Below are 22844 nucleotides of genomic sequence, written 5' to 3'. Positions count from 1 at the left end.
GGCCAATTACAGCTGCCACGCAGGTTGCAAGATTAAAAAGTACGTAAAGTGTATCTGGATAATCGCCGCCCCAAATAGTGGTTAAATATACTGCGACAAGTGCAGAGATGACCGCTGCCCACAGGACTATTTCGATGAAGGTGTTTCGGATATTGAACAAAGCATATAGCTCTATAAACCATCGGGGCCGGTGGAGGATTTTGGGCTAACGTAATTCGTTGCGCGCCGGCGGTATGACTGTGACGTTAGGGCTAGCGCGGTTACGTATACAGCGACTGACAGAAGAGATAGCATGACGATTAGCCGATTTCTTTGCGGGCCGTACGGCTGCGTCGGACGATTCGGCGCATCGATCAAACGTGTACTACCCTTCGCGGCTATGCGCTGCGCTCTAGCTTCTTCAACCTTCTTCATTAATTCTAAATATACTTCCTGAGCAACCTCGATGCGCCGGGTAAGGTTGAAGATACGCTGTTGCGTATCTGGAAGAGCTTCAAGCCGACGGTTGAATTCGGCCTGGTATTCCTCCAGCCGCTTTCGTTCCTCGGGTCTCTGGTCCTGCCGCAGTTTTTGCTCGAGTTCCTGTAATTGTGTGAGGAGGTATTCAGCTTCGAATTCAACGCTCACCGTCCCGGCGGCCTTTCTGAAGGCTGTTAGCTCGTCCTCGGCATCCTTAATAGTTGCGAGGATCGGACCTATTTGCTGCTCGGCATAACTCAAGGTATTTTGGGCGATATCGATGGCGAACGCATTATCTAGTGTTATATAGCTATTCACAATAGCATCGAGCGATGCTTGGGCTTGAGTCGCGGAATGGCCTGTATATATTAGTTCGACAATTCCAGTCTTGCCAAGTTCCTTTGCCGTTAAATTGTCCTGCACTCGTTGTAGTGTTGCATGATGAGTTTCTTTCTTCAAAACATACTTGCGATCGGCCGCGTCAGGAATTGTTGTTACCGTGACAGATGCAGCCGGGATGGGAGATAATGGCTGATCGACGCTCCCTGATAAGGGAGCGTGACCGGGGGCGGCAATAGTAAAGCGGTCGCCCCCTTGTGTGGTGATCAGCAATTCTACGTCGAGGAGTTCGTCCGGAATTGAAACATTTGTTACGGCTATTATGTCCTCGCTTTCGCGATCTGACGTACTTCCGCCGGAAGCGCGCGCGATAATACGCTTCGCTGCTTCAGATAGTGTTCTGGGCGCTGGTTCCAGAATGATATCTAAGCCGGCGGTTTCGATAGCCGTGCTTAACACCGACCGGGAGGTCATGATCGTTGATTCTGTCTCGGCAGACGACGATGGCGACCCAACCAGCGCTCCTAGGCCAAATAGAGCGGGAGTTCGGCTGTTTTCAATTTTAATTGTGGAGGTACTTACATATGTATCGGGCAGCAGCATAATTGGCAGCGCGGACGCCAGCCCAACTATCAGCGCGGTCAACAGGATGTACCACTTATGGCGAAAAATTCTCTGCCCGAGAGTGGTTAGATCTAGCGGTTCATAGTTATCTTTATTGGGCATCTGTATGCGTGTCTTCTGCCGGCCTTTTAGTTGGTGTCTGGGTTACTTTGGCGGAGGTAGCAGAGATTATCTCAACACCTGTACGGTTGCATAGCCGATGCCCGGTCCCACCCACTGGCGGGACACCCCGCCCGACGGCAGATAGCTGTTCTGGAAGCTGATCCCGTGACCCACGCAATCCTCGAGCATGACGCCCTCGTTCGGGCCGGGGCCGATCCGGCAGGTGAACTCGAGCGGCCGTTCCAGCCCGTCGCCGCTGTAATAACGCATGACGCGCCGTGCGCTCCCCGACCGGCCGGCCGCGATGAGGGCGGCGGACTGTTCCGCCTCGGCCACTGACAGATCGTTGCCCAGACCTCGGGTGCCGGTCAGCATGAAGTCGCGCATGATGAGCGACTCTTCGGTCTTTGTCATGTAGGTCCGCATCCCCCGGTTCTCGCCGGTCAAGGCAAGCACCTGGGTGGCGCCGAGCTGTTCCAGCCCCACGAGGATCAGGGGCCCGGGGTTCACCGCCATCGCCTCGGCCGCCATCGCCTGCGGATCAGGCGCTGCCACAGGTTCGGCCCGGGCTTGGCGCTGTGCGTCCACCACGCGGACCAGCGTTCTGCCGATCCCGTTGGTCGAGCCGTCATCGCCTTCTGCCGAGCCACCCGAGCAGCTTGCCAGAAGGGTTAGGGCCAGCGCCGCCGCGGCACGTCGCATATGCCTGTTCATCGCCAGAACCTCCCCCAGCCATCATACATCTTCGTCGAATGGCTATCCCGGACCGCGTCATACAGCCGCCCGTCGACCCGCACCCTCTGCCCACCGTCACGGTTGAGCGAGCTGATCGTGCCGCCCACCGTCCGCTTGGAGGGCGTGCCGACCGCAAAGGACAGCGGCAGACGGATGGTAATGCCCTTATCGAACGAACCCTCGCCAAATTCCTCGGACGAAAGATCGGTCTTGGTAGCGTAGGCTCCCACTGACCAGCCGCTGGCGAACTCGCGCGTGACCGTCACCGTTGCGCCGTCGTCGCCCGCCAGATAGCGGCCCAAGTCCAGTTGGCCCACGAAGCCGCCGCCAAATTCGTAATAGGCCGAGACATGTCCCGTGGTAACCTCGTAATCGAGGAACTCGAAGGCGTCGCGGTAGTCGCGCTTGCGGACCCGGTTGATCTCGGCTCCCAAGGCGAGGCGCGAGTTCACGGGCTTCCACAGCGCCTCGGTCGAGACGCCGCCATACATGTTCTCCAGCAGACCGACAGTCACGCGGGTATAGATTGTCGAGGTCGGTCGGGCGTTCCAGTTCAGCGTCAGCTGCGGCACCCGCGGCTTGTCGTTGCCGGAATACATCCGTCCGTCGGACCGGACGCGATAGACGCCGTTGTTTCCTTCCGCGATCTCTTCGTCAGTGAGAGAGAGATATTCGTCCACTGACAGGCTACCGGGAGCGTCCTGGTCGGCATTGCCGAACAGCCGTTGCCGGACTGTCCCGTTCAGCGTCAGGCCCGGCAAGATCTCGTAGGTGGCGCGGGCGGAAATGCCGACGTCATAGCGCAGCGGCTCGTCGGGATCGAACAGACCGGTGTTAAGCGACGGGCTGATCGACCATTGAAAACGAGGCGCGATGCCTAGGCTTTGCACCAGCCCCGCGGGACGCGGATGGGCATCGGTCATCACCGCGACATTGGCGATGTGGCTGACCTCGGTGTTCTCCAGCCGCTCGACATCTGCGCGGCGGAAGGTCAGCGAGGAGGTGGGCATCCCCTCCTCGACCGAGGTCACCACCAGCGTCTCGACGGATGGCGGCAGCGCCCGGGTCATCAGTCGCACGGTGCGCCCGACGGCCTCGGCCTGCTGGATGTAGCGGTTGTTGCGGATGCGCACCTCGGCGCGATTGCCGGTCAGCACCATCGATTCCAGCGTTTGGCCTTCCTTGGCCAGCGCGTCCCCCAGTGCCGTCTGGATCGCCGGCTGCGCGGTCGGGTCCGCCGACCAGGTGCCTGCCCATCCTTCCGGGTCGGCTGCCGGCGTGGGCCGCAGGCGAACGGGCGCAGGGCCCTTTTCCAGTCCTGAAGGGTAAGGCGCCTGCCGCGGGTTCAGCGCCATGCTGGCCTGGATGCCGACATGCGTGCCGCCCAGCAGATAGGCGCCGATCTGGTAGTTCGGCCCGGCCTGGTAGCTGAGCCCGAGGTTCAGGTTGTTCTTCAGCGGTTTTTCATCGCTTACCCAGGATCCGCTAGCACAGTTTTCGGCGTCGCCGGTCTCGCAGGCGTAGTCGTCACCGGAATACTCAGCCAGCAGCGTTAGCTTGTCGCTAGCCTTCCATTGGATGTTAGCGAAGGGGGCGACCTCTCCCCGGAACCACCTGTCGCTTTGCAGCGTGCCGCCCTCGTCGTCTAGGACCCCACCACGCCCGCCAAAAGGGGCTCCGATCCCCCCGGAACTGGCCAGCCGCCCCCAGCCTAAGCCGGCACTGACGCGCAGGCGCGGCGACAAGGCCTTGGTGGCGACGATGTATTCGGCGCCATAAAAGCTCGTGCCGATGGCATCCTGAATGCCCACTGCCACCGCCGGGCGCCAGCCGTCCTCGGATTCGTCCAGCAGCGACAGACGGAAGTCGAACGAGCGGTCGCGGACATAGCCCCGCGCCGTCCCGGTGCTGTCGAACTTGCCATAGCGCAGCACAACCGTCGCGCGCGGCAGGATCTGGAAGCTGAGGCCTACGCTATTACCGACCTCGGCATAGCTGAGAACCGCGCCTAGCGTGGCGTCGGGCATCATCTCGGCCGTCGGCGTGTCGATGGCGCCGGGCAGACCGTAGCGGTTGGTGACGTTGCCAATCATCGGGTCGGCCATTACCGCGCCTGCCGGGGCCAGCGCCACCGCCGCGGCCAGCAACCGGCGGGTCAGGAGGAACGGACGGGCTTTCGTCATGCAGGCTGTCCTTCTTTGCGGTCGGGACCATGGGGTCGTCTGGAGGCTTCATGCAGTGGTGCGAAAACATCCTTCGTCATTCGCTCCGCCGCAGTTCAGTTGAGGGCCGTAGTAGCCCAAGGTGACCATAGGACACCCCATTTTTTCCAGGGTCCAAGCCTTCTGGCATGAGTAGGAGAATGCCGGCAAGTCTGGAACGTCTGATCAACGCGCCCAACTTCGCAAAAGCAGCAGCTGGATCCTTTTGACGAGCAAAGACGGCGAGAGGATGGTTGCTAACCGAACCATCCAGACCGTCCAAAGCGCCTCTTGAAAACGGTCTTTTTGGGCACTTCGCGCCTAAGAGTGGGCCCCCTTAGGAAGTTTTTGTCGGCCTGGGTAATCTCGGAAGACAATCGTGAGCTCGACCGTTTGGCGCGCTCCCTACCCCCAGCTCATCGATACCGTGGCGCAACTTGAACCCACGGATATCGGGATTTCAGTCGCTGACGAAGATGAACGACACGGCGACTGCGGAGGGGCAAGCTGATCTTCCGCATCTTCGGTACGATGGCTGAATTGAGCGGTTCGTGATCCGTAAGCGTACCCGTGCCGGGCTGAAAGCGGCACGGGAGCGTGGCCGCAGTGCGGTAGACCCCTGCCCTCTCGGCTTCCGATTGGCATCCGCGAAGGCCGTACTGCGTGATCCGGCCATCGCGCACGGTCGCCGCGGCGCAAGACTTAGGGTCTCACCGGCCGTCCTCTATCATCACTTGCCAAGAGAGCGAAGCGTAGGAAGGACACGATCAGTGCACATGTGCAGTGTGGCTCAAAACGTTGCTGCATGATCAGGGGCGGCCGCGCTTCTCGAACCAGCTTTGGCAGAACTTGACAAAGTGCCGTTCCGGGTTCTTGGGCACGATCTCATTTTCGCCCAACCAGTTCCGCCATTCCTTTTCCAGGTAGTGCACATCCCACCCTGGCGCGACGTTGCGAGCATCACCGTAAATGTCCGCGTCGAGATGCCCTGCCCAGGCATCCGCCTCGACCAATGCAGCCTTCATCGTGCCTCGGTTCTGGAACACCACCATGTCGTTTTGACTGTCGAATGCGACATGGTAGTCCGGCAGGTGATCGCTATGCGCCAAAGAGCGCACAGCCCTTCGAAATTCCTTGTCCGACGACTTCGAGCCGGATTTCTTCAGCAAGACTTCCAAAGAGACCTTCCAGGAAACCTGTTGTCCGCAATGCTTGCGGGCCAGCTCATAGATACGCCGCTCGATGGGCTTGCGAAGCCGGAAGTAGTCCCGGTGCAGCGTCAGTACCTCATTGTGCCGGATTGCGTTGAAAACCCAATCCGACAACGTGACCTCACAGGACAGCAAACGCCCGTCGAGCCCATGCTTCCGACGGATCGAAGATGAATCGATCAAACCAAAGGTATCGGTCTGCTCTTCGTCACCGGTACGGATGTTGGTCGAGATGGTTGTCCCGCGAATGCGCTCCAAGGCCTCCTGAAGCGCCATGTAGTCCTTCCCCGCCGTGCCGCGATTGGCGAAGATCAGCAGGTCCCGTGTGTTGATCCGCACCCGCTTCGAGACCTGTTCCCCGTTCTTCAACTTCGCCATGATCTGAGAGATGCAATAGATCAGAATATCCTTATCATAAATCGTCGCCAGCCCCTTCACGCTTGGTGTGACCTGAAGCCACTGGCCATTGTTCTCGTACCGGCGGATGCTTGTCTCCGGCTTTTTCGACAACGAATAGAACGGATGCTCCATCTGAGGCATCACGTCCTTCAACACTGCATCTGCCACATCACAGATGAACAGATCGTGCTGGGGGTGACGATCCGGAAGAAGGGCGCTCTGCGCGCCGGGTAGATTCGGGGTTTCAGACACCATGAGCCGATATTCGGGGTTTCACCTTCCATGTCAAAAAAATTCGGGGTTTCGCACACTGAAGAGCCACGAGAGCCTTGTCGCAGCAAGCCCGAGGAAGAAGATTCGGGGTTTTACACACTGAAGGACGAGATTCGGGGTTTTACACACCAAGATTCGGGGTTTCACACACCGAGATTCGGGGTTTCACACACCAAACTCGCTCAAGAAAGCCTCTTTTATCATTAATCGTCAAAGGCTTGCTGGAAGCCAAAAATCACTTAACACATATCTAACACATATCTAACACACCAGCGAAGCGATTTGCCTGTGGATAAGGTTCGCTGAGAGCCGGCGGCTAACCCACGAGCAGCTCCACCTCTCGGGGTGCGTCATAGCTCACGTCATAGCTTAGCCTCCATCCTTGCAAGCACAGCACCCTGCCCTGCCTCACTGGCTAGTGGCGCCCGCTCGAAGATAGATAGTAGCTATCTAGTAGCTACCCAATACTATCAAGATATGTATAGCTATCGGATAGCTATCTTATATGGTGTCATGAATAAGAATCGACTACGGCCACCCTTTAATCAGCGAGCCTTTTATGCCGACCATTTCGTTTGCCAACCCGAAAGGCGGAGCCGGGAAGACCACCTCTGCACTTCTGCTCGCCTCCGAGCTAGCGAGTCGTGGTGCGCAGATCGCCATCATCGACGCCGACCCCGAAAAGTGGATTTCTCAATGGGGTAAGCTGGATGGCAAACCGGATAATCTCGCCATTATCAGCGATGTGACTGAGGATTCGATCGTTGATCGGATCGAGGCTGCCGCTGCTGAAGCGCAGTTTGTTATCGTGGATCTCGAAGGTACAGCGAGCCTCATGGTCGCCAGTGCGATCGGCATGTCCGATCTGGTCGTGATCCCCTCACAGGGCGCATCGATGGATGCCAAGGGAGCTGCTAAGACCATCCGGCTCATCCGTAACCAGGAGCGGCTGACCCGGCGTCCGATTCCGCACAGCGTGTTACTGACCAGGACCAGCGCTGCGGTCATGTCCCGAGCACTGAAGAACGTCCGCGAACAACTCGACAAAGCGGGCATAGACGTCTTCGAGACGGCGCTGGTGGAGCGAGCAGCTTATCGGGATATATTCGACTACGGTGGCGTGCTTGCTGATCTGACCCCGGACCAGGTAGCCAATGTTGACAAGGCTCGCGCGAATGCCAGTGCCTTCGCCGGCGAGGCGATCTCCAAGCTCAGGGAAATAGTGACGGCACAGCAGGGGCAGGGGGGCTGACATGGTGAAGGAACGTGCCAATCTCGGTTTCTCTGATGCCATTGATCAGTTTGATCCAAGCGAATGGAAGCCCGCGCCGCCAAGAAAGGGTGATCCTGCACTCGAGAGGAAGGCCACTATCCAGGCGGCAACGGCAGCCGGATTCAGCAGCAGGGAGCCAAGACCACAGCCGGTTCGAGACGAGGCGGTTCCTGTTCCTCGCCGCCGCCGCACAGGGCGTAATGCCCAATTCAATCTCAAGGCTCGCCCCGAGACCATAGCCACCTTCTGTGCGATCGCAGATCAGCAAGGCTGGGGCTTGGGAGAAACCCTTGAAAAGGCCGTGGAGCTAATGGCCCGAGAGTTCAACCGCCAGTGAACTGATGCAAGACTACCTGGCATTCCGCTGGCGCTGGAGGGTGCGGTAGACGGTCGGGCGGGACACGGAGAACAGTTCGGCCAGGTCGCTGATTGAGTAATTATCGGTCGCGTGCATGCGAACTAGTTCCTTCTGCTGCCGCTCCGAGAGCTTGGGCTGCTTGCCCCTGAGCCGTCCCTTGGCACGGGCCACAGCCATACCTTCGCGGGTCCTGAGCCGGATCAGATCAGCCTCGAATTCGGCGAAGGTCGCCAGAATGTTGAAGAACATCCGCCCCATCGGGTCATGCGGGTCGTGAGCGCTTGCCCCGAGCTGAAGCGTCACGCCGCGCGCGAGGAGCTGGTCCGCGATGGCGCGGGCATCAGGAACCGAGCGCGCGAGGCGGTCGAGCTTGGGCACGACCAGGGTGTCGCCAGCACGCACCGCCGCAAGCGCTTGGTCGAGACCGGGCCGGGCGCGGCTGGCCCCCGACAGTCCGTGGTCGACATAGACTCGGTCGGCGGTCACGCCGAGGGCCTCGAGCGCCGCCTGTTGCGCGGCGAGATCCTGCTTGTCGGTGGAGCACCGAGCGTAGCCGATGAATGTGCCGGTCACTTTGTCCGCAAAGCCTCCCCTGTCTGAGACAATAATCGTACCATTTATATGAGACAAAACTTCCCGTGCTAGGGCAAGAGTCGGCTCTGCGATCAGGGCCGTACGCTGAACGATCCTCTTGCGGACAAGGATCCAGCGCGGAACGTCAGTGCCGTCGGCGTCGGGGTTACTCACGCATAGGGGATTTCTCATAGCGCACGCACCTTGTCCGGTAGCCGCGCGGACGTATATACGAAATGTATATACACGAGGTTGCCATGCCCCATGTCGCCAAGGTGTTCCAATCTGGAAATTCCCAGGCTGTGCGACTGCCGAAGGACTTCCGCTTCGAGGTCAGCGAGGTGGAGGTCTCACGCGAGGGCGATGCCTTGATCCTGCGGCCTAAACCGGCGGCAGGCCAGCGTTGGGCCTCACTGCGTGCTGCCGTCGAGCGCGGCTTTAGTGAGGATTTCCTTCGCGACGGTCGGGAGCAGCCCGCCGACCAGCAGCGTGCCGATCTCGACCAACTCTTTCCATGATCCAGCGCCTGCTCGATACCAATGCAGTCATCGCTCTGGTCAGTCGTCGTTCCCCCGAACTGCTCAAGCGGGCCGAAGCTTTCGAGCCGACTTCACTCGCCGTCTCCGCCATAGTGGCACATGAACTCTGGTATGGAGCCTATCGCAGCCAGAAGGTCGCGTTCAATCTGGAAACCCTCCGGCTTCTGTTCGCCGACCTCCCCGTTCTCGATTTTCACCGCGAGGATGCGCGCGTCGCAGGCGAGATCCGGGCAGAGCTTGCGAAGAACGGCACTCCCATCGGTCCCTATGACGTGCTGATCGCCGGACAGGCCAGAGCGCGAGGTCTGACTCTGGTGACCAACAACACCGGTGAATTCTCCCGTATTTCCGGACTGAACCTGGAAGACTGGAGCGCCGCATAATTGCCTCACCATGACCCCTCATGTGTGTCGATCAGCCTTCAGGGTGTCTCAGGATAGAAACGGGATTGATTTCAGGATTCAGGCTTTAGCTGGTTTCCATCCGCCAGGCTTCGGGCCTTCTTTAGGTCTGGACTCTGGGTCAAGGTAATCGGCTACTAAACTTCTCCAACTTTTAATGATTGAGGTCATCACGCTCGGCTGGAGCTGGTTGGCCTTTAGAGGTGATACAGGCCGTCGCGGCAACCCGCGCGAGGCGCATACCTTCGCGGCCATCCATGCCGCGGTCTCGACCGGAATGAAGCATGGCGACCCGCTGCAGCGGCAGCTGACGGAAGCCTTCAACCACGTCATCAAGACCCTGAAGGTCGAGCAGATCCTCGAGAGCTGGGGGGTGAGCGAGACGGACGGCACGGCCAGTGCCGGCGACATCGCCCGGGCCAAGCTGATGCACGGCTTCCTGGTCGGGGCGACCGGGATCCGTCGGAGCGCCGACGGACGCAGTGACCTGCTGGCGAGCTTCCTGGCCCTGTCGCTGGTGGATCCCGACCTGCGGGAGGTGCTGGGCCGGATGCCGCCGCCGAAGGTGCTGGCGATGAGCTGGGCCTCGGTCGACGACTGGCTGCGCAGCCTGGCCACCGCGGTGGTCAACCTGCTGACCCGGGCCTCCCTGCACCCGCGCCGGATGGCACCGGACATGCGCCGGGAGATGGACCTGCTCGGCGAGGCGCTGAGCGAGATCCAGGCCGACCGCCGGTTCCTGGCCGCCTTCGACAGGATGGGCGAGCTGACCGACAAGGCCAACGCGGTGGCGGCCGACTGGATCCGGACCGGTGCGGAGAAGACCACGGCGAAGATCGAGACGCTGAAGGCCCTAGGGCCTGTCCCGCAAGAGATTGCTCAATCAGCGCAAGAGGCATAAACACACGTTCAGCTTGTGCTGCCGGAAAACCGACGGTCGACGATGTTGATCGGCTTTCTTCTGAAAGCGCATCAGAAGATCCATGTTGCGAGTAGTATCGAAATGCCCACTCCCATCATGAGCCTGTCCCGCAACGCCAAACGGCGGATCGTCTTTACAGCCGATCTTGTAGTGCTCCTGGCATCGCTGATGTTGGCCTTTGTACTGCGCTACGGCACGCCGGGATGGAGTGGTGCGCTCTCAAAGTCATGGCCGCTTCTTGTAGTGATGGCTGTGTCTGGGGCGGTGCTATTCTTGCTGGTGCGATTACCTCAGGTCAAGCTGAGAGCCTTCGAAAATCGCGCGCTATTACGCTTGGGTGGAGTAGCCATGGCCTTGGCGATATGCGCAATGGTCACCAGCTACCTGCTGGATCTCCCTACTCCGCGCTCCGTCCCGCTGATCTTTGCTGCACTGTTCTTCATGATGGCGACGGGTGTGCGTCTCTTGATGATCCAACTTCTACAGATCAAAGCGAATAAAGAGGGAAGAGAACAGACGCGCGTTGCCATCTATGGCGCAGGCGCCGCAGGGGTACAGCTCGCCGCTGCTTTGCGTCAGTCCCACGAGGCACGACCTTTCATATTCCTGGACGACAACCCAAACCTTCAAGGTTTGGTAATAGGGGGCGTCCCGGTCTACCGCCCCTCCCTTCTGCCGAAATTGATAGCACGCCACAAGATTACCCGCGTTCTCCTCGCCATGCCTTCGGCCCCTCGAGAACGCCAGGAAGAGCTTATTGCCAGCATCCTGGCTTACGGCGTGGAAGTGCAAATTCTACCTTCATTTATTGATCTGATGTCCAACAAGGGGCTTAACGCCCAACTGACGCCGGTTTCTCCATTCCAGCTTCTCGGTCGGAGCAAAGTTGACCTTGATACCCCTGAGATAGCAAAGGCCTATGCCGGTCGCGTGGTAATGGTCACCGGGGCAGGGGGATCGATAGGATCGGAGCTGTGCCGGCAACTGGTCGTTTGCCGACCGGCATGTATCGTCCTGTTTGAGCGGGGGGAATTTGCACTATATTCGATTGACCGAACCCTGCGCCCCCTTGCGGAGGATGCCGGTATACCTGTGGTATCGCGGCTGGGCTCCGTTACAGACCCCGCGCGTGTGGAAGCCGTGGTTAACCAGGAGGGTGTCGAAATCATTTTGCACGCGGCGGCTTACAAGCACGTTCCATTGGTGGAGGAAAATGAACTGGAAGGCGCTCGCAACAATGTGCTGGGGACTAAAATCGTTGCCGACGCAGCACAGAAGGCAGGAGTTGAACGGTTCATTCTTGTGTCGACCGACAAGGCTGTTCGTCCAACCAACATCATGGGGGCAACCAAGCGTTTGGCTGAGATGGTAGTTCAGGATCTCCAAACCAGGAGTCCCTGTACTAAATTCGCGATGGTCCGGTTTGGGAATGTTCTAGGGTCGTCCGGGTCAGTGCTTCCTCTGTTTCAGAAGCAAATCGAAACCGGAGGTCCCGTTACTGTTACTCATCCGGAGGTAACGCGCTTCTTCATGACCATTCCGGAGGCTGCCAGGTTGGTGCTTCTTGCGGGCGCTTATGCTAAAGGCGGTGACGTTTTCGTACTGGATATGGGACAGCCGCAAAAAATTCTTGATATTGCCAAGAAAATGATCGAGCTGTCTGGCAGAAGAGTTAAGGATGCTGCGACCGGGCAAGGTGACATCGCAATCGAAATCACAGGCCTGCGTCCCGGCGAAAAGCTCTATGAGGAGCTATTGCTGGACGATAATAGCCTAACCAAGACGCCTCATCCGAAGATCCTGTGCGCACAAGAGTCTGTGTTGGGCCAGCACGCCGTATCGAGCATGCTGGAAGAAATAGAGACGAGCATCAAGAAAGGGGATGCGGCCCGCCTCCGCCGGCTGATGGGAATCTACGTCGAGGGATATAAGATAGGTCTGCAACAAACTGTTAGCTTGCCCTCTCTTCCTGTTTCGAACGGCGTCGCCGCGTCCTGAGGGAATGTGACTGCTCAGGGTACCTTGTCTCGGACCTCTCATCGACGCTGGCTCTTTACCGGGGGGTCGGGTCGCGTGGGGCGGATGGTTCGTCGTCACTGGAGTCGCTATCCTCCTGACGCCGAGCTGGTCTATCAGTCCCGGCGGGATAAGAGTGACTTGTTGTGGGATCCTCTTACGTCGCCTCTACCGTCCGAGGCTGGGCAGTTTTCTTGCCTCATTGCCTTTGCGGGTATCACGCCTGCCACCGGATCGAGGCTGGAGCTTAATGTAACACTCGCTGAGGCGACGCTTGCAGCAGCACGCGCGGCGAATATCCCTCGCGTCCTGCTCACGTCGTCATCGGCAGTCTATGGTGCGCCTCTCGCGCATGCACCGCTGCGGGAAACAGATCTTCCACACCCGCTAAATACCTATGGTAAAACTAAGGCCGCAATGGAGGAAGTCTGTGTCTGGTGGCGAGCTGATGGGCTCGAGGTATGTTGCCTGCGGATCGGCAATGTCGCGGGCGCGGATGCCCTGCTTCTTAGCGGTGATCGCGCGACGCACCAAGATCCTCTGCACATCGATCAGTTTGCCGATGGTGATGGCCCGAGAAGATCTTACATCGGTCCGTCAACGTTGGCGAAGGTGATGGAAGCGCTGGCTAACACCCAATCTGCGCTGCCAGATGTGCTCAACATTGCCGCTCCCCATCCAGTCGGTATGCGAGATCTCGCAGTTGCTGCGGGTTTTCCATGGACCTGGGTGCGCGCACCGCAAAGTGCAGTTCAAGACATCACTTTGAATTGCACAGCACTCTCACGTTTGTACGAGTTTAGTCCCGCCGATAGCTGTCCTGATGAGATGGTCCGTCAGTGGAAGTGCCAGGATATCCAGCCATGACGATCAGCAAGCGTATCTTTGATGTCGTGGGGGCGCTGATCCTTGGCATCATTCTGATGCCGGCTATGGTGGTCGCTGGCATCTGCATATTGGTCGCCGACGGTACTCCGATTTTCTATTTCTCGGAGCGGATGAAGACTGTGAGCCGAGGTTTTCAGTTGGCCAAGTTTCGTACCATGACGGTAGTTGATGGCGACAGCGGTGTGTCAGGCGGCGATAAGGCATCGCGTATCACCAGGACCGGTCATTTTTTGCGCCGTACAAGGCTGGATGAGGTCCCCCAACTCTGGAATGTGCTCAAGGGTGACATTAGCTTCGTTGGGCCACGCCCCCCATTGCGTCAGTATGTCGAACGTTTTCCCGAGCTCTATCGGCAGGTCCTGCGTTCGCGACCTGGAATCACCGGGCTAGCCTCCGTTTATTTTCATTCACATGAAGAAAATCTGCTGGCCCGCGCCCGCACCCCCGGAGAAACCGACGCAATCTATTCGCGGGCCTGCGTACCGCGCAAGGCGCGGCTGGACCTGATCTATCAGCGCAACCGTACTATCTGCATGGATACGATGATCATGCTAAAGACGGTATTCAAGAGGCTGCGTTGATTGGCGGGCCCTTTCGGCCGGCGTGTGCCGCCTCGGTCAACCAAGAGTCCAGCTGGTCATAGACCACATCCCGCCGGTAATTGGCGTCATAAAAGGCGCGGGCGGCGCGACCCATCTCAGCCCGCGCTTCGGGCTGCATCACCATCAGCGACAGCACGGCGGATTTCAGTGCTTCGACGTTGCCAGGTGCGACTGCGACGCCACCGCCGGAGAGGGTGACAACACGCGCTCCTTCACCCGCCAAGGCCGCCAAGACCGGCTTGCCACAGGCCATGTAGCACTGGACCTTGTAGGGAACGGTCAGGTTGAAGATGTCGTTTTCTTTCAGGCTAACCAGCAGCGCATCAGCATGAGCGAAAAAGTCGGGCATTATTTCTTCGGGGTGACGTCCTAAAAGAAGGAACTGATCCCCTAGTCCCAGTTCGGCCACGCGGGCCTTGACGCGGTCGAAGTCACGGCCGTTGCCCAAGATCACCCAGCGCAGGTCAGCACGCTCGCGCAGCGCCTCGGCCGTGGCAAGAATGGTATCGAAGTTCTGACTTTCCCCAATGTTTCCAGCGAACATCACGGTGAACTGGCCCGGTGCAGGTGGGATGCCGCAGTCGGTGGCTTGATCGGGAGTCAACGGCCGGTACATCGCTGGCGCGGTGTTCGGCAGCACACGAATCCGTTCCGCCGGCACGCCAAAGCGTGTGATCATCGGAGGAAAGGCTGCGCTTTGGACCAGAACCAGATCGGCGCGCCGCATGATCCAGCCCGAAATGAACCCAAGAGGGCAGACGATCAGCGGGGTCTTCAAATTCAGCGTATGGGTCGCGCTTTCAGGCCAGATGTCCTGTACCCAGTAGACCAGCGGGACACGATGACGCCATGCCAAGATGATCGCCGGCAAAGCTTGGAACACCGGCGACAGAAGCGAGGCGAAAATCACGTCTGGCCGGTTGCGCATCTTCCGGAGCGCAGTCCAGCTGCCCGTGACCGGAAAGGTCAGGTAGTTCAGCAGAAGTTGCAGCTTGCGCTTGCCACGTGCGACGGAACGAGCGCGATGTACGTTGGCGCCGCGCCAGATTTCGTCGCGACGTTCGCGGTTGGAATAGCCGTCGAAGAAGGTCTCACGCCCGTAGTTGGGTATACCTGTGATTACGGTCACATCATGACCGCGCTGGACCAGATCCTCGACGATGGCGTTGTTGCTGAACTGTTCGGGAAAAAAATACTGCGACACGAAGGCAACCGACAATCGCCACCTGCCAGGAGGTGCAGTCACGGCGGGGACTGGATCGGTAGCGATGTCGCGCATGATCATGTCAGGTCGTTCTGGCGGATGCCGTCCCAGTCGTTCGAGAGCCGCGCCGTTCCGAGGATCAGACTAAGCACGCGTTCAGAGGTATTGAGGATGGCATAATCGGCAGGCAGGGGGTGGGGAATGCCGGCTGCAATCCGTTCGGCATGCAACTGGGTCGTCATGGCCACAGCCTCGCGGATAGTGTCGCGGTTCAAGCCAGTGACGATGATGCAACCCACGTCCAACCCCTCGGGCCGTTCGATGGCGTCGCGTGGAGTGATCGCGGGAAAGCCCAGGATTGAGCTTTCCTCTGCGATGGTGCCGCTGTCCGAAATGACGCAGAAAGCAGATTTCTGCAAACTGTTGTAATCGATGAACCCAAAGGGCGTCATGTATCGAACCCGCGGATCGATCGCGGCATCCTTCAGCGTTTCCATCCGCTTGCGGGTGCGCGGGTGGGTCGAGACGATCACGGGAATGTCGTATTCCGCCGACAGTGCGTTCAGCGTCTGGATCAGCGTGCGCAAACGTTCTCCGTTGTCCACGTTCTCTTCGCGGTGCAGGGAGACGACGAAATACTTCTGCGACTCCAGATTGAGCCGGGATAATACATCCGACGCGCCGATCGGCGCAGCATAATGCGTGAGCACTTCGCGCATGGGCGACCCGGTCAGGTAGATACGACGATGCTGGATGCCCTCGGAGAGAAGGTGGCGCCGCGCATGTTCGGTATAGACCAAATTAAAATCCGCGATATGGTCCACCAGTTTGCGGTTTGTTTCTTCCGGCACATTGCGGTCGAACGAACGATTACCAGCTTCCATGTGATAGACTGGTATTTTCAGTCGGCGCGCCATAATCGCTGAGATGGCCGAGTTGGTGTCGCCTAGGATCAGCACCGCATCAGGCTTTTCAGCGCGGATCACCTTTTCACTTTCGATCAGGATCTTGCCCAGGGTCTCGCCTAATGTGCCTCCGCCCGTATCGAGAAAATGGTCGGGTCTGCGTACACCCAGTTCGTTGAAGAAGATCTCATTCAGGCTGTGGTCCCAGTTCTGCCCGGTATGGACGATCTTGTGATCGGTGTGGGCGTCAAGTCGGTGCATCACGCGGGACAGACGGATGATCTCGGGACGGGTCCCAAGGATCGTCATGACTTTCAGCTTGTTCACGGCGATTCCTTCAGAACCGGGTCTAAATAAGTGTCAGGGGCGGAAGCGTCGAACAGGTCGTGGGTCCAGAACAGCGTCAGAAGCGGCCGATCCCCGATATTCTCGATCGAATGAGTGTGCAGCGTCGGCATGTCCACTGGTGCGGGGGTCTGCCCGCTGACCCGATATTCCCAGACCTGTCCACCCAGCACGCGGCGGATGCGGATGATTGCCTCTCCATCCAGCACCAGGAAGCGTTCGATCTTGTGCAGGTGAAAATGCTCGCCTCTCGTGATGCCGGGCTCCGTCCAGCTAACGAAGCTCTGGCCGCCGCCGCCCCCCTTGTGGGCCTCGAACAAGGATCCGCGGCGATCCGAATGGATCTTGAGGGGGCGGGGAAAGGCATTTGGATAGAGGGCAACGCGATAGCTGTTGAACAGGTCGCGAAAGAACGGATCAGCCAGGTCAGGCATCAGATTGGCTGCATAGTCGCCGTGCATCGTCTTCAAGGCTTCAAAGAGCCAAGGCACATCGGTTGCCCGGCCCGCCGGCGCCAGATCTCCCTCGTAGCCGCTAAGCAGCGCCTGAATTGCCTGTTCGGCTGCTGCGCCGGCATGCAGCAGATGGACGCGACCGGCCGGGTCGACATTTGGTTGTTTACCCCGGATGATGGCATCCACGAAAGTGGCGGTCACATTGTTATAGTTCGGGCGCGCACATTCGCCGAAAATATGGGGAAGGACCAGGTTGGTGAAGCGGCCTGCGGCCGCCATCAAGATCTCGGCTGCCCGGCGCTTCGAAATGCCGTAGGGCGATTGACCGTTAGCCTGGATCGAGTTGGCGTAGACAATATGGGGTGCGGCCCCCGCCGATGCACATGCGTTGAACAGTCGTTGCGCAATAGCTGGATTGCCTGAGGTGACCTCGCTCTCGGGTCCGCGATTAACCCCGGCGAAATGCAGCAAGCCCGAGGCCCCCTTTATGGCATTCGTGAGCGCCGTGCCATTCTGAAAAGCGGCCCTGTCGAGGCAGACGATCTCGAACGGCTGAGGCTCGTTGCGGTATCGTGCCATGCAGTTGGCGGCATGCAGTCGGGCCGCGGCATGCCAGCCCAGCAGGCCGGCAGCGCCCGTAACCACGATCTTTCTGACCTCACCCGTCATTAAGGCCGTCTCCCTTGATCCGGGGGCCTCTCACTCCTCCGGGGCAACCTGCACACCACGCAGCAGGCCCTGCACGAAGCTTAATTTGCGCAGCAGCGTCTGCATCCCTTCAACATCAAGCTGATTGGTGTTGTGCGAATTATAGTCAACTGCCTGGGAAATCCTGATTTCACCTTGGTCGAAAAACTTGTCATAATTCAGATCGCGCAGATCCGGTGGGATCCGGTAGTAGTCGCCCATATCCTCGGCAGCGGCCATCTCCTCGCGACTGAGCAGCGCCTCGAACAGTTTTTCTCCGTGACGGGTTCCGATCACGTTGATGGGGTGATCGGGCACACCCATCAGGCCAGTCAGTGCCTCGGCCAGCACGCCGATGCTGGCACCCGGGGCCTTCTGCACGAATATTTCGCCCGGTCTGCCATGTTCAAAAGCGTAGAGGACAAGGTCAACAGCGTCATCCAGCGTCATCATGAAGCGGGTCATCGACCTGTCGGTGATGGTGATGGGTTGCCCGGCCCAGATCTGGTTGGCAAACAAGGGGATGACTGAACCCCTTGATGCCATGACATTACCGTAGCGCGTGGCACAAATGACCGTGGTGTTGCTGGACCGTGACTTGGCCACGGTGACCTTTTCCATCATTGCCTTGCTGATGCCCATCGCGTTTATCGGATAAACGGCCTTGTCGGTGCTGAGACAGACGACGCGCGCAACGTTGCAGGCAATCGCTGCCTCCAAGGTGTTCTCGGTGCCTAGAACATTCGTCTTGACTGCTTCCATCGGGTGGAACTCGCAGGAGGGCACCTGCTTCAGCGCCGCAGCATGGTAAACGTAATCAACGCCGCGCATCGCCGTCAGGATGGACTGATAGTCGCGAACATCGCCGATGTAGAACTTCAACTTGGGGCTGTTGAACCTCTTGCGCATGTCGTCCTGCTTTTTCTCGTCACGGCTGAAGATGCGGATCTCGCGCAGGTCGGAGCCAATGAAGCGACGCAGGACGGCATTGCCGAAGGAGCCGGTTCCACCTGTGATGAGGAGGGTATTGTCAGTGAACATGTTCGCTACCTTTAGCCGTCGGCTCTTGATTTATTCGGCGTGCCTTGCTCGCCCAGGACGAGGGCCAGATACCTGTTAGCTCGCTCCGCCGCCGAGGAGAAGGACAGTGCGTGTTCCCGAGCCGCTCGGAGTCGATTAGATAGATCCGCCTCGACACCCCCACAGCGCGTCTCGGCCATAGCCTCGGCATCTGGTAAAGCGTTACGGAAGCACGCAACAGGACCTAGAACCTCCGCAATGCGGGCTGCGGCATCCTCCGCGGACAGCGGATCGAAATAATGCGCATGGGGTCCGCATATCTCCCGATTAAACGGACGGTCCGAGGCAAAAAGCGGCACCTCCATTGCCATGGCCTCAAGCGGCGTAACAGAGAAGGATTCCAGCAAAGATGGGAACACAACTCCATCCAGACCCTTATAGAAGGGGGGACATTGAGTCACGCTTAGAGGCCCCACATTGACGCTGACCGCGCGGAACTCGGACGTGCAATCTTCCCACTCCGCATCGGTAAACGTCACAAAAAAGAGTGAGTCTATACCATAGCGTCTAAGCAATACATCTGCAATATCCGGGAAGATCACTGTATTCTTGTGGAGATAGTTGCTGCCTAAAAATCCGAGGCGTAAGTATTTTCTATCTACACTTTGAATTGGGACAGGTTCCCACAATTTTGGCTGACGGTACAGTTCCGATAGGCTGTTATGAATCACGACAATTCGGTCAGCTGGCATACCGAGCTCCCGGATCAAGCCTTGGCGGACATGCTCCAGTTCGACAATCAGTAAATCGGCGCGCTTGAAAAACTGTGCCTGGATCCAGAACTTTAAGCGTGTTTTGAGTCGCTCAAAGCGGCGCATCCGGGAATAGCATTCATTGTCCGGGTAAATTATCCATGCTTGCGCAAATCCAACAATACTGCGGAACTTCGTGTTCCACCTATAGAGCGGCCCAAAAACTGTAAATACGGTTTGGAACCCGTCCATTTCTCGCTTGAGAGTCCAGTCAAAGAGCGCGAACCCTCGAACATCACGACGCTGTATCGCAAACTTGTTTGCCGAACGGACCCCCATCCGGAGCAGATTGCTCTCGACCTCCGATGAGACCATGATTTCGACGTCAGACATTTCGGCGGATTTGGTCGCAATTTCCGCCAGAAAAGAAGTCGCGACTTGAACACCTCCACCTACGTGTAGATTTGACGCATTGATCAATATTGGCGGCATCGTGGCCCTCGTTGACGTTGTCTGCCTATACATGGGGAACGCGGATGATGCGAGACCGGACGTGCGTGGGCTTGACCCTTTGCTCATTCGCACTTTACAGAAGGCCCAACACGAGCCGTGTCCCACAGCCCGGGCCTATCTACGGGGCGAACAGTATCCTTTCTTGCGCTTTGCGGAGGTTGTCAACGAAGCCGTGTGCCCCCTAGGGGTAGGGGCGCGGCGCGCTTGATTGCTTTGCCAGACGTTACCAGGCCCCGGTAGGACACGGGCAACTTGCATCTATGCGGTGCTGCCGCATGAGGAACACTTATGACAGTCTTAATAACCGGAGGCGCAGGTTACATCGGCTCGCATATGGCATGGCGGTTCGTTGACACTGGTCGCCGATTCGTCGTTCTGGACAATCTCACCACCGGTTTTATCAAAGCCGTGCCCCCTGGCATAGAACTTGTCCAAGCGAATGTTGGAGAGCGAGAAACCGTCAGAAAGATCATCCGTGACCATCGGATCGACTCTGTAATTCACTTCGCAGGATCGGTAGTCGTTCCGGAATCAGTCAGGGACCCTATCAGCTATTATCACAACAATACCGCCGCATCGCTTGCGCTGATAAGTGCGTGCGTGGACGAAGGAGTGGACAAACTCATCTTCTCATCGACTGCAGCGGTCTATGGAGGAGATCACACCTTCGGTGTTGCTGAGGACACGCCCAAAGCGCCCGAGTCGCCATACGGTCGTTCAAAATTGATGACTGAAACCATGTTAAGCGACATTGCGAGCGCGACAAACTTGCGACATGCCGTGCTGCGTTATTTCAATGTAGCTGGTGCAGACCCGAAGGGGCGCGCGGGCCAATCTACACGTCGAGCAACCCATCTGATCAAAATCGCGTGCGAGGTTGCGGTCGGCAAGCGGGATCGTCTCGCTATTTATGGTGGCGATTACAACACGCCTGATGGCACGTGCATTCGCGATTATATTCATGTTACAGATCTGGTCGACGCTCATGCTCTCGCGCTTGACGCGCTGGAACACTACGCTGGCGGACTGACGCTGAACTGCGGTTATGGCGTCGGCTATTCTGTCAAGGAAGTTATTTCGGCAGTAGAAAATGTTTCTGGCAAAAAGCTGAATGTCGTCATGGATAACCGGCGAGCGGGAGATGCCCCGGCTCTCGTCGCAGATCCATCCAATCTAAAGAATACGTTGCCTTGGTCGCCTAAATTTCAGAACCTTGAAGAGATCGTCGCGCATGTTCTTGCGTGGGAAATGTCGGCAAGTTACTGACTGTAGCTTGATCGAGGTCTGGGTGTTCCGCTCGCATTTTCCTGTAAAGGCCTGCTACTAATATTGGGTTTCGAACTGCTGTTAGACGGGAAGACATCAGGCAGTTATGAGTGGGACGCCCCGGAGGTCAGGAAGTGTCAGGAAGATATGGTCGCCTCCTGAACGTTGCCCTGCGGATGACGACCTTGGGCACCCGCTTTCTGCTGGTATTCTTCCTAGCGCGGTTTCTTGAGCCAGAGGCGGTGGGCTACTACGGCCTGTTCACCGCGACCGTAGGCTTCGTGCTCTATTTTTTGGGTCTCGATTTTTACGTCTACACCACCCGCGAACTCTTGAAGCTGCCCGAGCATGAACGAGCCAAGCCGGTAAAGGGGCAGGCTATGCTGTCTCTGGGGCTCTATGCCGTGGTCCTGCCGGCAGCGTTTGTGGTGCTCGCTTATCTCGGCTGGCCGAGGCACCTGATCTGGTGGTTCCTTGGGATTGTCGTCTTGGAACACATCAACCAGGAGATTTTCCGCCTGCTGATTGCCCTGTCACGCCAGATTCATGCCGGGTTTTTGCTGTTTGCGCGCCAAGGGAGCTGGGCTCTGGCCGTCGTTGCCCTGATGGCGGCGCATCCTGGGACCCGGCATCTCGATATGGTCATGGGGTTGTGGGCAGGCTCGGGTCTCGTGACCGTCATGCTTGGCCTGTGGTGCATCCGCAGACAGCCCTTTGGCAGCTGGCGCCAGCAGATCGACTGGCGTTGGGTGCGCAGGGGCGTAAAGGTCAGTGCAGCCTTTCTGATTGCTACGCTGTCCTTACGCGCGATGCAGGCTTCGGATCGCTACCTGATGGAAGCCTTCGTGGGCCTGGAGGGCGTGGCGGCCTATGTGCTGTTCTTGGGGGTGGCCAGCGCGTTGATGACATTCCTGGACGCGGGTATATTCGCCTTCGCCTATCCCGAGTTGATATCGCTTCATCACCAGGAGGACTATGCGGCAACGCGCCGCCGCGTACTGCGGATGCTGTGGCAGACCCTTTGGGTTTGCGGGATTTTCAGTGTCGGCAGCTGGCTGGCGCTGCCTTATCTTCTGGCTTGGATCGGCAACCCGGTCTATAGCCGCTCGATCGGCCTTTATCCGTGGCTGTTGCTGGCCACGATCCTGAATGCGATTGGCATGGTGCCACATTACGCGCTCTACGCCAGCGGTCGTGATCGCCCCATCATCCAAAGTCACTTGGCTGCCCTGCCGGCATTCCTGTTCCTGGGCTGGATCTTGGGGGGAAGCGTGCCGAACTTGGCAGTGCCTATCGCTTTGGCTATGTCTTTTGCGCTGATCCTCGTCTGGAAGACGGTCGCCTATCTGCGGCATGGCTTGGGCGATCCTACGAACCCGCCGATACGGCAATGAACTCAGGCATAGACAGGGTGTTTTCCGCATGATCCGCTACGGCCAACAAGATATCACCCAGCAGGACATCGATGCCGTGGTGGAGGTCTTGAAGTCGGCCAACCTGACCCAAGGGCCCACGATCGCGAGGTTTGAAGAGGCTGTTCTCTCCCATACCGGCGCCCAGCATGCAGTGGCGGTGAACAGCGCTACCTCGGCTCTACACATCGCCTGTCTGGCCCTGGAGCTGGGGCCAGAAGACTGGCTCTGGACCTCGCCCAACACGTTCGTCGCCTCTGCCAACGCCGCGCTCTACTGCGGCGCGCAGGTGGATTTTGTCGATATCGATCCTGAGACCTACAACCTGTCGGTCGCGGCATTGGAACAGAAGCTGATCACGGCGGAGAAA

21 protein-coding genes are annotated in these 22844 nt (G+C 58.4%); 11 read left to right on the top strand and 10 right to left on the bottom strand.

What is annotated here, in order from left to right:
* Positions 1 to 171: 171 nt before the first annotated feature.
* From Q0938_RS16915 to Q0938_RS16900, 4 genes are all read right to left on the bottom strand, one after another.
* On the bottom strand, positions 172 to 1524 hold the full coding sequence (locus Q0938_RS16915; protein ID WP_299364885.1) for a Wzz/FepE/Etk N-terminal domain-containing protein: 1353 nt from the start codon (positions 1522 to 1524) through the stop codon (positions 172 to 174).
* A 66-nt stretch (positions 1525 to 1590) separates the two neighbouring features.
* Entirely contained in the window at positions 1591 to 2238 is a 648-nt protein-coding gene (locus tag Q0938_RS16910; protein WP_299364883.1) for a YjbF family lipoprotein, read from the bottom strand.
* The gene (locus Q0938_RS16905; RefSeq protein WP_299364881.1) at positions 2235 to 4442 is read right to left on the bottom strand and encodes a YjbH domain-containing protein; all 2208 of its coding nucleotides are present in this window, start codon (positions 4440 to 4442) and stop codon (positions 2235 to 2237) included. Before Q0938_RS16905 ends, Q0938_RS16910 begins: the two co-directional genes overlap by 4 nt.
* An 827-nt stretch (positions 4443 to 5269) precedes the next feature.
* Positions 5270 to 6325, bottom strand: coding sequence for a replication initiator protein A (locus Q0938_RS16900; RefSeq protein WP_299364879.1), 1056 nt, complete (start codon positions 6323 to 6325; stop codon positions 5270 to 5272).
* A gap of 577 nt (positions 6326 to 6902) precedes the next feature.
* Here Q0938_RS16900 and Q0938_RS16895 point away from each other — a divergent pair.
* Together Q0938_RS16895 and Q0938_RS16890 are read left to right on the top strand one after the other, a co-directional pair.
* Entirely contained in the window at positions 6903 to 7595 is a 693-nt protein-coding gene (locus Q0938_RS16895) for a ParA family protein (protein WP_299364877.1), read from the top strand.
* Position 7596: 1 nt separating this feature from the next.
* Entirely contained in the window at positions 7597 to 7953 is a 357-nt protein-coding gene (locus Q0938_RS16890; protein WP_299364875.1) for a hypothetical protein, read from the top strand.
* Between the two features lie 12 nt (positions 7954 to 7965).
* Here Q0938_RS16890 and Q0938_RS16885 read toward each other — a convergent pair whose 3' ends face one another.
* Positions 7966 to 8547, bottom strand: a complete 582-nt coding sequence (locus tag Q0938_RS16885; protein WP_366942776.1) for a recombinase family protein — start codon at positions 8545 to 8547, stop codon at positions 7966 to 7968.
* A 257-nt stretch (positions 8548 to 8804) separates the two neighbouring features.
* On the opposite strand from Q0938_RS16885, the gene vapB reads away from it, so the two are divergent.
* From vapB to Q0938_RS16855, 6 genes are all read left to right on the top strand, one after another.
* Entirely contained in the window at positions 8805 to 9065 is a 261-nt protein-coding gene (gene vapB / locus Q0938_RS16880; RefSeq protein ID WP_299364871.1) for an antitoxin, read from the top strand.
* Positions 9062 to 9469, top strand: a complete 408-nt coding sequence (locus Q0938_RS16875; RefSeq protein WP_299364869.1) for a type II toxin-antitoxin system VapC family toxin — start codon at positions 9062 to 9064, stop codon at positions 9467 to 9469. The genes vapB and Q0938_RS16875 overlap by 4 nt, the downstream gene beginning before the upstream one ends.
* 175 nt (positions 9470 to 9644) lie before the next feature.
* Positions 9645 to 10388, top strand: a complete 744-nt coding sequence (locus Q0938_RS16870) for a hypothetical protein (protein WP_299364867.1) — start codon at positions 9645 to 9647, stop codon at positions 10386 to 10388.
* A 42-nt stretch (positions 10389 to 10430) separates the two neighbouring features.
* Positions 10431 to 12407: a nucleoside-diphosphate sugar epimerase/dehydratase gene (locus Q0938_RS16865; RefSeq protein WP_299364866.1), complete on the top strand. Its 1977-nt coding sequence runs from the start codon at positions 10431 to 10433 to the stop codon at positions 12405 to 12407.
* A 6-nt stretch (positions 12408 to 12413) separates the two neighbouring features.
* Entirely contained in the window at positions 12414 to 13292 is an 879-nt protein-coding gene (locus Q0938_RS16860; RefSeq protein WP_366942775.1) for an NAD(P)-dependent oxidoreductase, read from the top strand.
* Positions 13289 to 13894 carry a sugar transferase gene (locus Q0938_RS16855; RefSeq protein WP_299364864.1) on the top strand — a complete coding sequence of 202 codons (606 nt, stop codon included), beginning with the start codon at positions 13289 to 13291 and terminating at the stop codon, positions 13892 to 13894. The genes Q0938_RS16860 and Q0938_RS16855 overlap by 4 nt, the downstream gene beginning before the upstream one ends.
* Here Q0938_RS16855 and Q0938_RS16850 read toward each other — a convergent pair.
* Genes Q0938_RS16850 through Q0938_RS16830 form a run of 5 tightly spaced genes read right to left on the bottom strand, consistent with a single transcriptional unit; the run spans position 13878 to position 19775 of the window.
* Entirely contained in the window at positions 13878 to 15200 is a 1323-nt protein-coding gene (locus Q0938_RS16850; RefSeq protein ID WP_299364862.1) for a glycosyltransferase family 4 protein, read from the bottom strand. The two genes, Q0938_RS16855 and Q0938_RS16850, sit on opposite strands and share 17 nt — an antisense overlap.
* Positions 15197 to 16351, bottom strand: a complete 1155-nt coding sequence (wecB, locus tag Q0938_RS16845; RefSeq protein WP_299364860.1) for a non-hydrolyzing UDP-N-acetylglucosamine 2-epimerase — start codon at positions 16349 to 16351, stop codon at positions 15197 to 15199. Before wecB ends, Q0938_RS16850 begins: the two co-directional genes overlap by 4 nt.
* Positions 16348 to 17493: an NAD-dependent epimerase/dehydratase family protein gene (locus Q0938_RS16840; RefSeq protein ID WP_299364859.1), complete on the bottom strand. Its 1146-nt coding sequence runs from the start codon at positions 17491 to 17493 to the stop codon at positions 16348 to 16350. The genes wecB and Q0938_RS16840 overlap by 4 nt, the downstream gene beginning before the upstream one ends.
* A gap of 30 nt (positions 17494 to 17523) precedes the next feature.
* Positions 17524 to 18552 carry a polysaccharide biosynthesis protein gene (locus Q0938_RS16835; protein WP_299364857.1) on the bottom strand — a complete coding sequence of 343 codons (1029 nt, stop codon included), beginning with the start codon at positions 18550 to 18552 and terminating at the stop codon, positions 17524 to 17526.
* An 11-nt stretch (positions 18553 to 18563) separates the two neighbouring features.
* Entirely contained in the window at positions 18564 to 19775 is a 1212-nt protein-coding gene (locus Q0938_RS16830) for a glycosyltransferase (RefSeq protein ID WP_299364855.1), read from the bottom strand.
* Positions 19776 to 20084: 309 nt separating this feature from the next.
* On the opposite strand from Q0938_RS16830, the gene galE reads away from it, so the two are divergent.
* The 3 genes from galE to Q0938_RS16815 form a co-directional block, all read left to right on the top strand.
* Entirely contained in the window at positions 20085 to 21062 is a 978-nt protein-coding gene (gene galE, locus Q0938_RS16825) for a UDP-glucose 4-epimerase GalE (RefSeq protein WP_299364853.1), read from the top strand.
* Positions 21063 to 21247: 185 nt separating this feature from the next.
* Entirely contained in the window at positions 21248 to 22456 is a 1209-nt protein-coding gene (locus tag Q0938_RS16820; protein WP_299364851.1) for an oligosaccharide flippase family protein, read from the top strand.
* 28 nt (positions 22457 to 22484) lie between these two features.
* Positions 22485 to 22844 (top strand): aminotransferase class I/II-fold pyridoxal phosphate-dependent enzyme (locus Q0938_RS16815; RefSeq protein ID WP_299364850.1); only part of this gene is annotated, 360 nt, incomplete at its 3' end.

This window comes from uncultured Paracoccus sp. (assembly GCF_947496875.1).
Taxonomy (GTDB): Bacteria; Pseudomonadota; Alphaproteobacteria; order Rhodobacterales; family Rhodobacteraceae; genus Paracoccus.
This window is presented reverse-complemented; position numbering and strand designations above follow the sequence as displayed.

Bases quoted from the DNA above. Each gene is read 5' to 3' on its own strand.
- Q0938_RS16915 (WP_299364885.1), bottom strand. From the start codon at position 1,524: ATGCCCAATAAAGATAACTATGAACCGCTAGATCTAACCACTCTCGGG.
- Q0938_RS16910 (WP_299364883.1), bottom strand. From the start codon at position 2,238: ATGAACAGGCATATGCGACGTGCCGCGGCGGCGCTGGCCCTAACCCTT.
- Q0938_RS16905 (WP_299364881.1), bottom strand. From the start codon at position 4,442: ATGACGAAAGCCCGTCCGTTCCTCCTGACCCGCCGGTTGCTGGCCGCG.
- Q0938_RS16900 (WP_299364879.1), bottom strand. From the start codon at position 6,325: ATGGTGTCTGAAACCCCGAATCTACCCGGCGCGCAGAGCGCCCTTCTT.
- Q0938_RS16895 (WP_299364877.1), top strand. From the start codon at position 6,903: ATGCCGACCATTTCGTTTGCCAACCCGAAAGGCGGAGCCGGGAAGACC.
- Q0938_RS16890 (WP_299364875.1), top strand. From the start codon at position 7,597: ATGGTGAAGGAACGTGCCAATCTCGGTTTCTCTGATGCCATTGATCAG.
- vapB (WP_299364871.1), top strand. From the start codon at position 8,805: ATGCCCCATGTCGCCAAGGTGTTCCAATCTGGAAATTCCCAGGCTGTG.
- Q0938_RS16875 (WP_299364869.1), top strand. From the start codon at position 9,062: ATGATCCAGCGCCTGCTCGATACCAATGCAGTCATCGCTCTGGTCAGT.
- Q0938_RS16870 (WP_299364867.1), top strand. From the start codon at position 9,645: ATGATTGAGGTCATCACGCTCGGCTGGAGCTGGTTGGCCTTTAGAGGT.
- Q0938_RS16865 (WP_299364866.1), top strand. From the start codon at position 10,431: ATGTTGATCGGCTTTCTTCTGAAAGCGCATCAGAAGATCCATGTTGCG.
- Q0938_RS16855 (WP_299364864.1), top strand. From the start codon at position 13,289: ATGACGATCAGCAAGCGTATCTTTGATGTCGTGGGGGCGCTGATCCTT.
- Q0938_RS16850 (WP_299364862.1), bottom strand. From the start codon at position 15,200: ATGATCATGCGCGACATCGCTACCGATCCAGTCCCCGCCGTGACTGCA.
- Q0938_RS16840 (WP_299364859.1), bottom strand. From the start codon at position 17,493: ATGACGGGTGAGGTCAGAAAGATCGTGGTTACGGGCGCTGCCGGCCTG.
- Q0938_RS16835 (WP_299364857.1), bottom strand. From the start codon at position 18,552: ATGTTCACTGACAATACCCTCCTCATCACAGGTGGAACCGGCTCCTTC.
- Q0938_RS16830 (WP_299364855.1), bottom strand. From the start codon at position 19,775: ATGCCGCCAATATTGATCAATGCGTCAAATCTACACGTAGGTGGAGGT.
- galE (WP_299364853.1), top strand. From the start codon at position 20,085: ATGACAGTCTTAATAACCGGAGGCGCAGGTTACATCGGCTCGCATATG.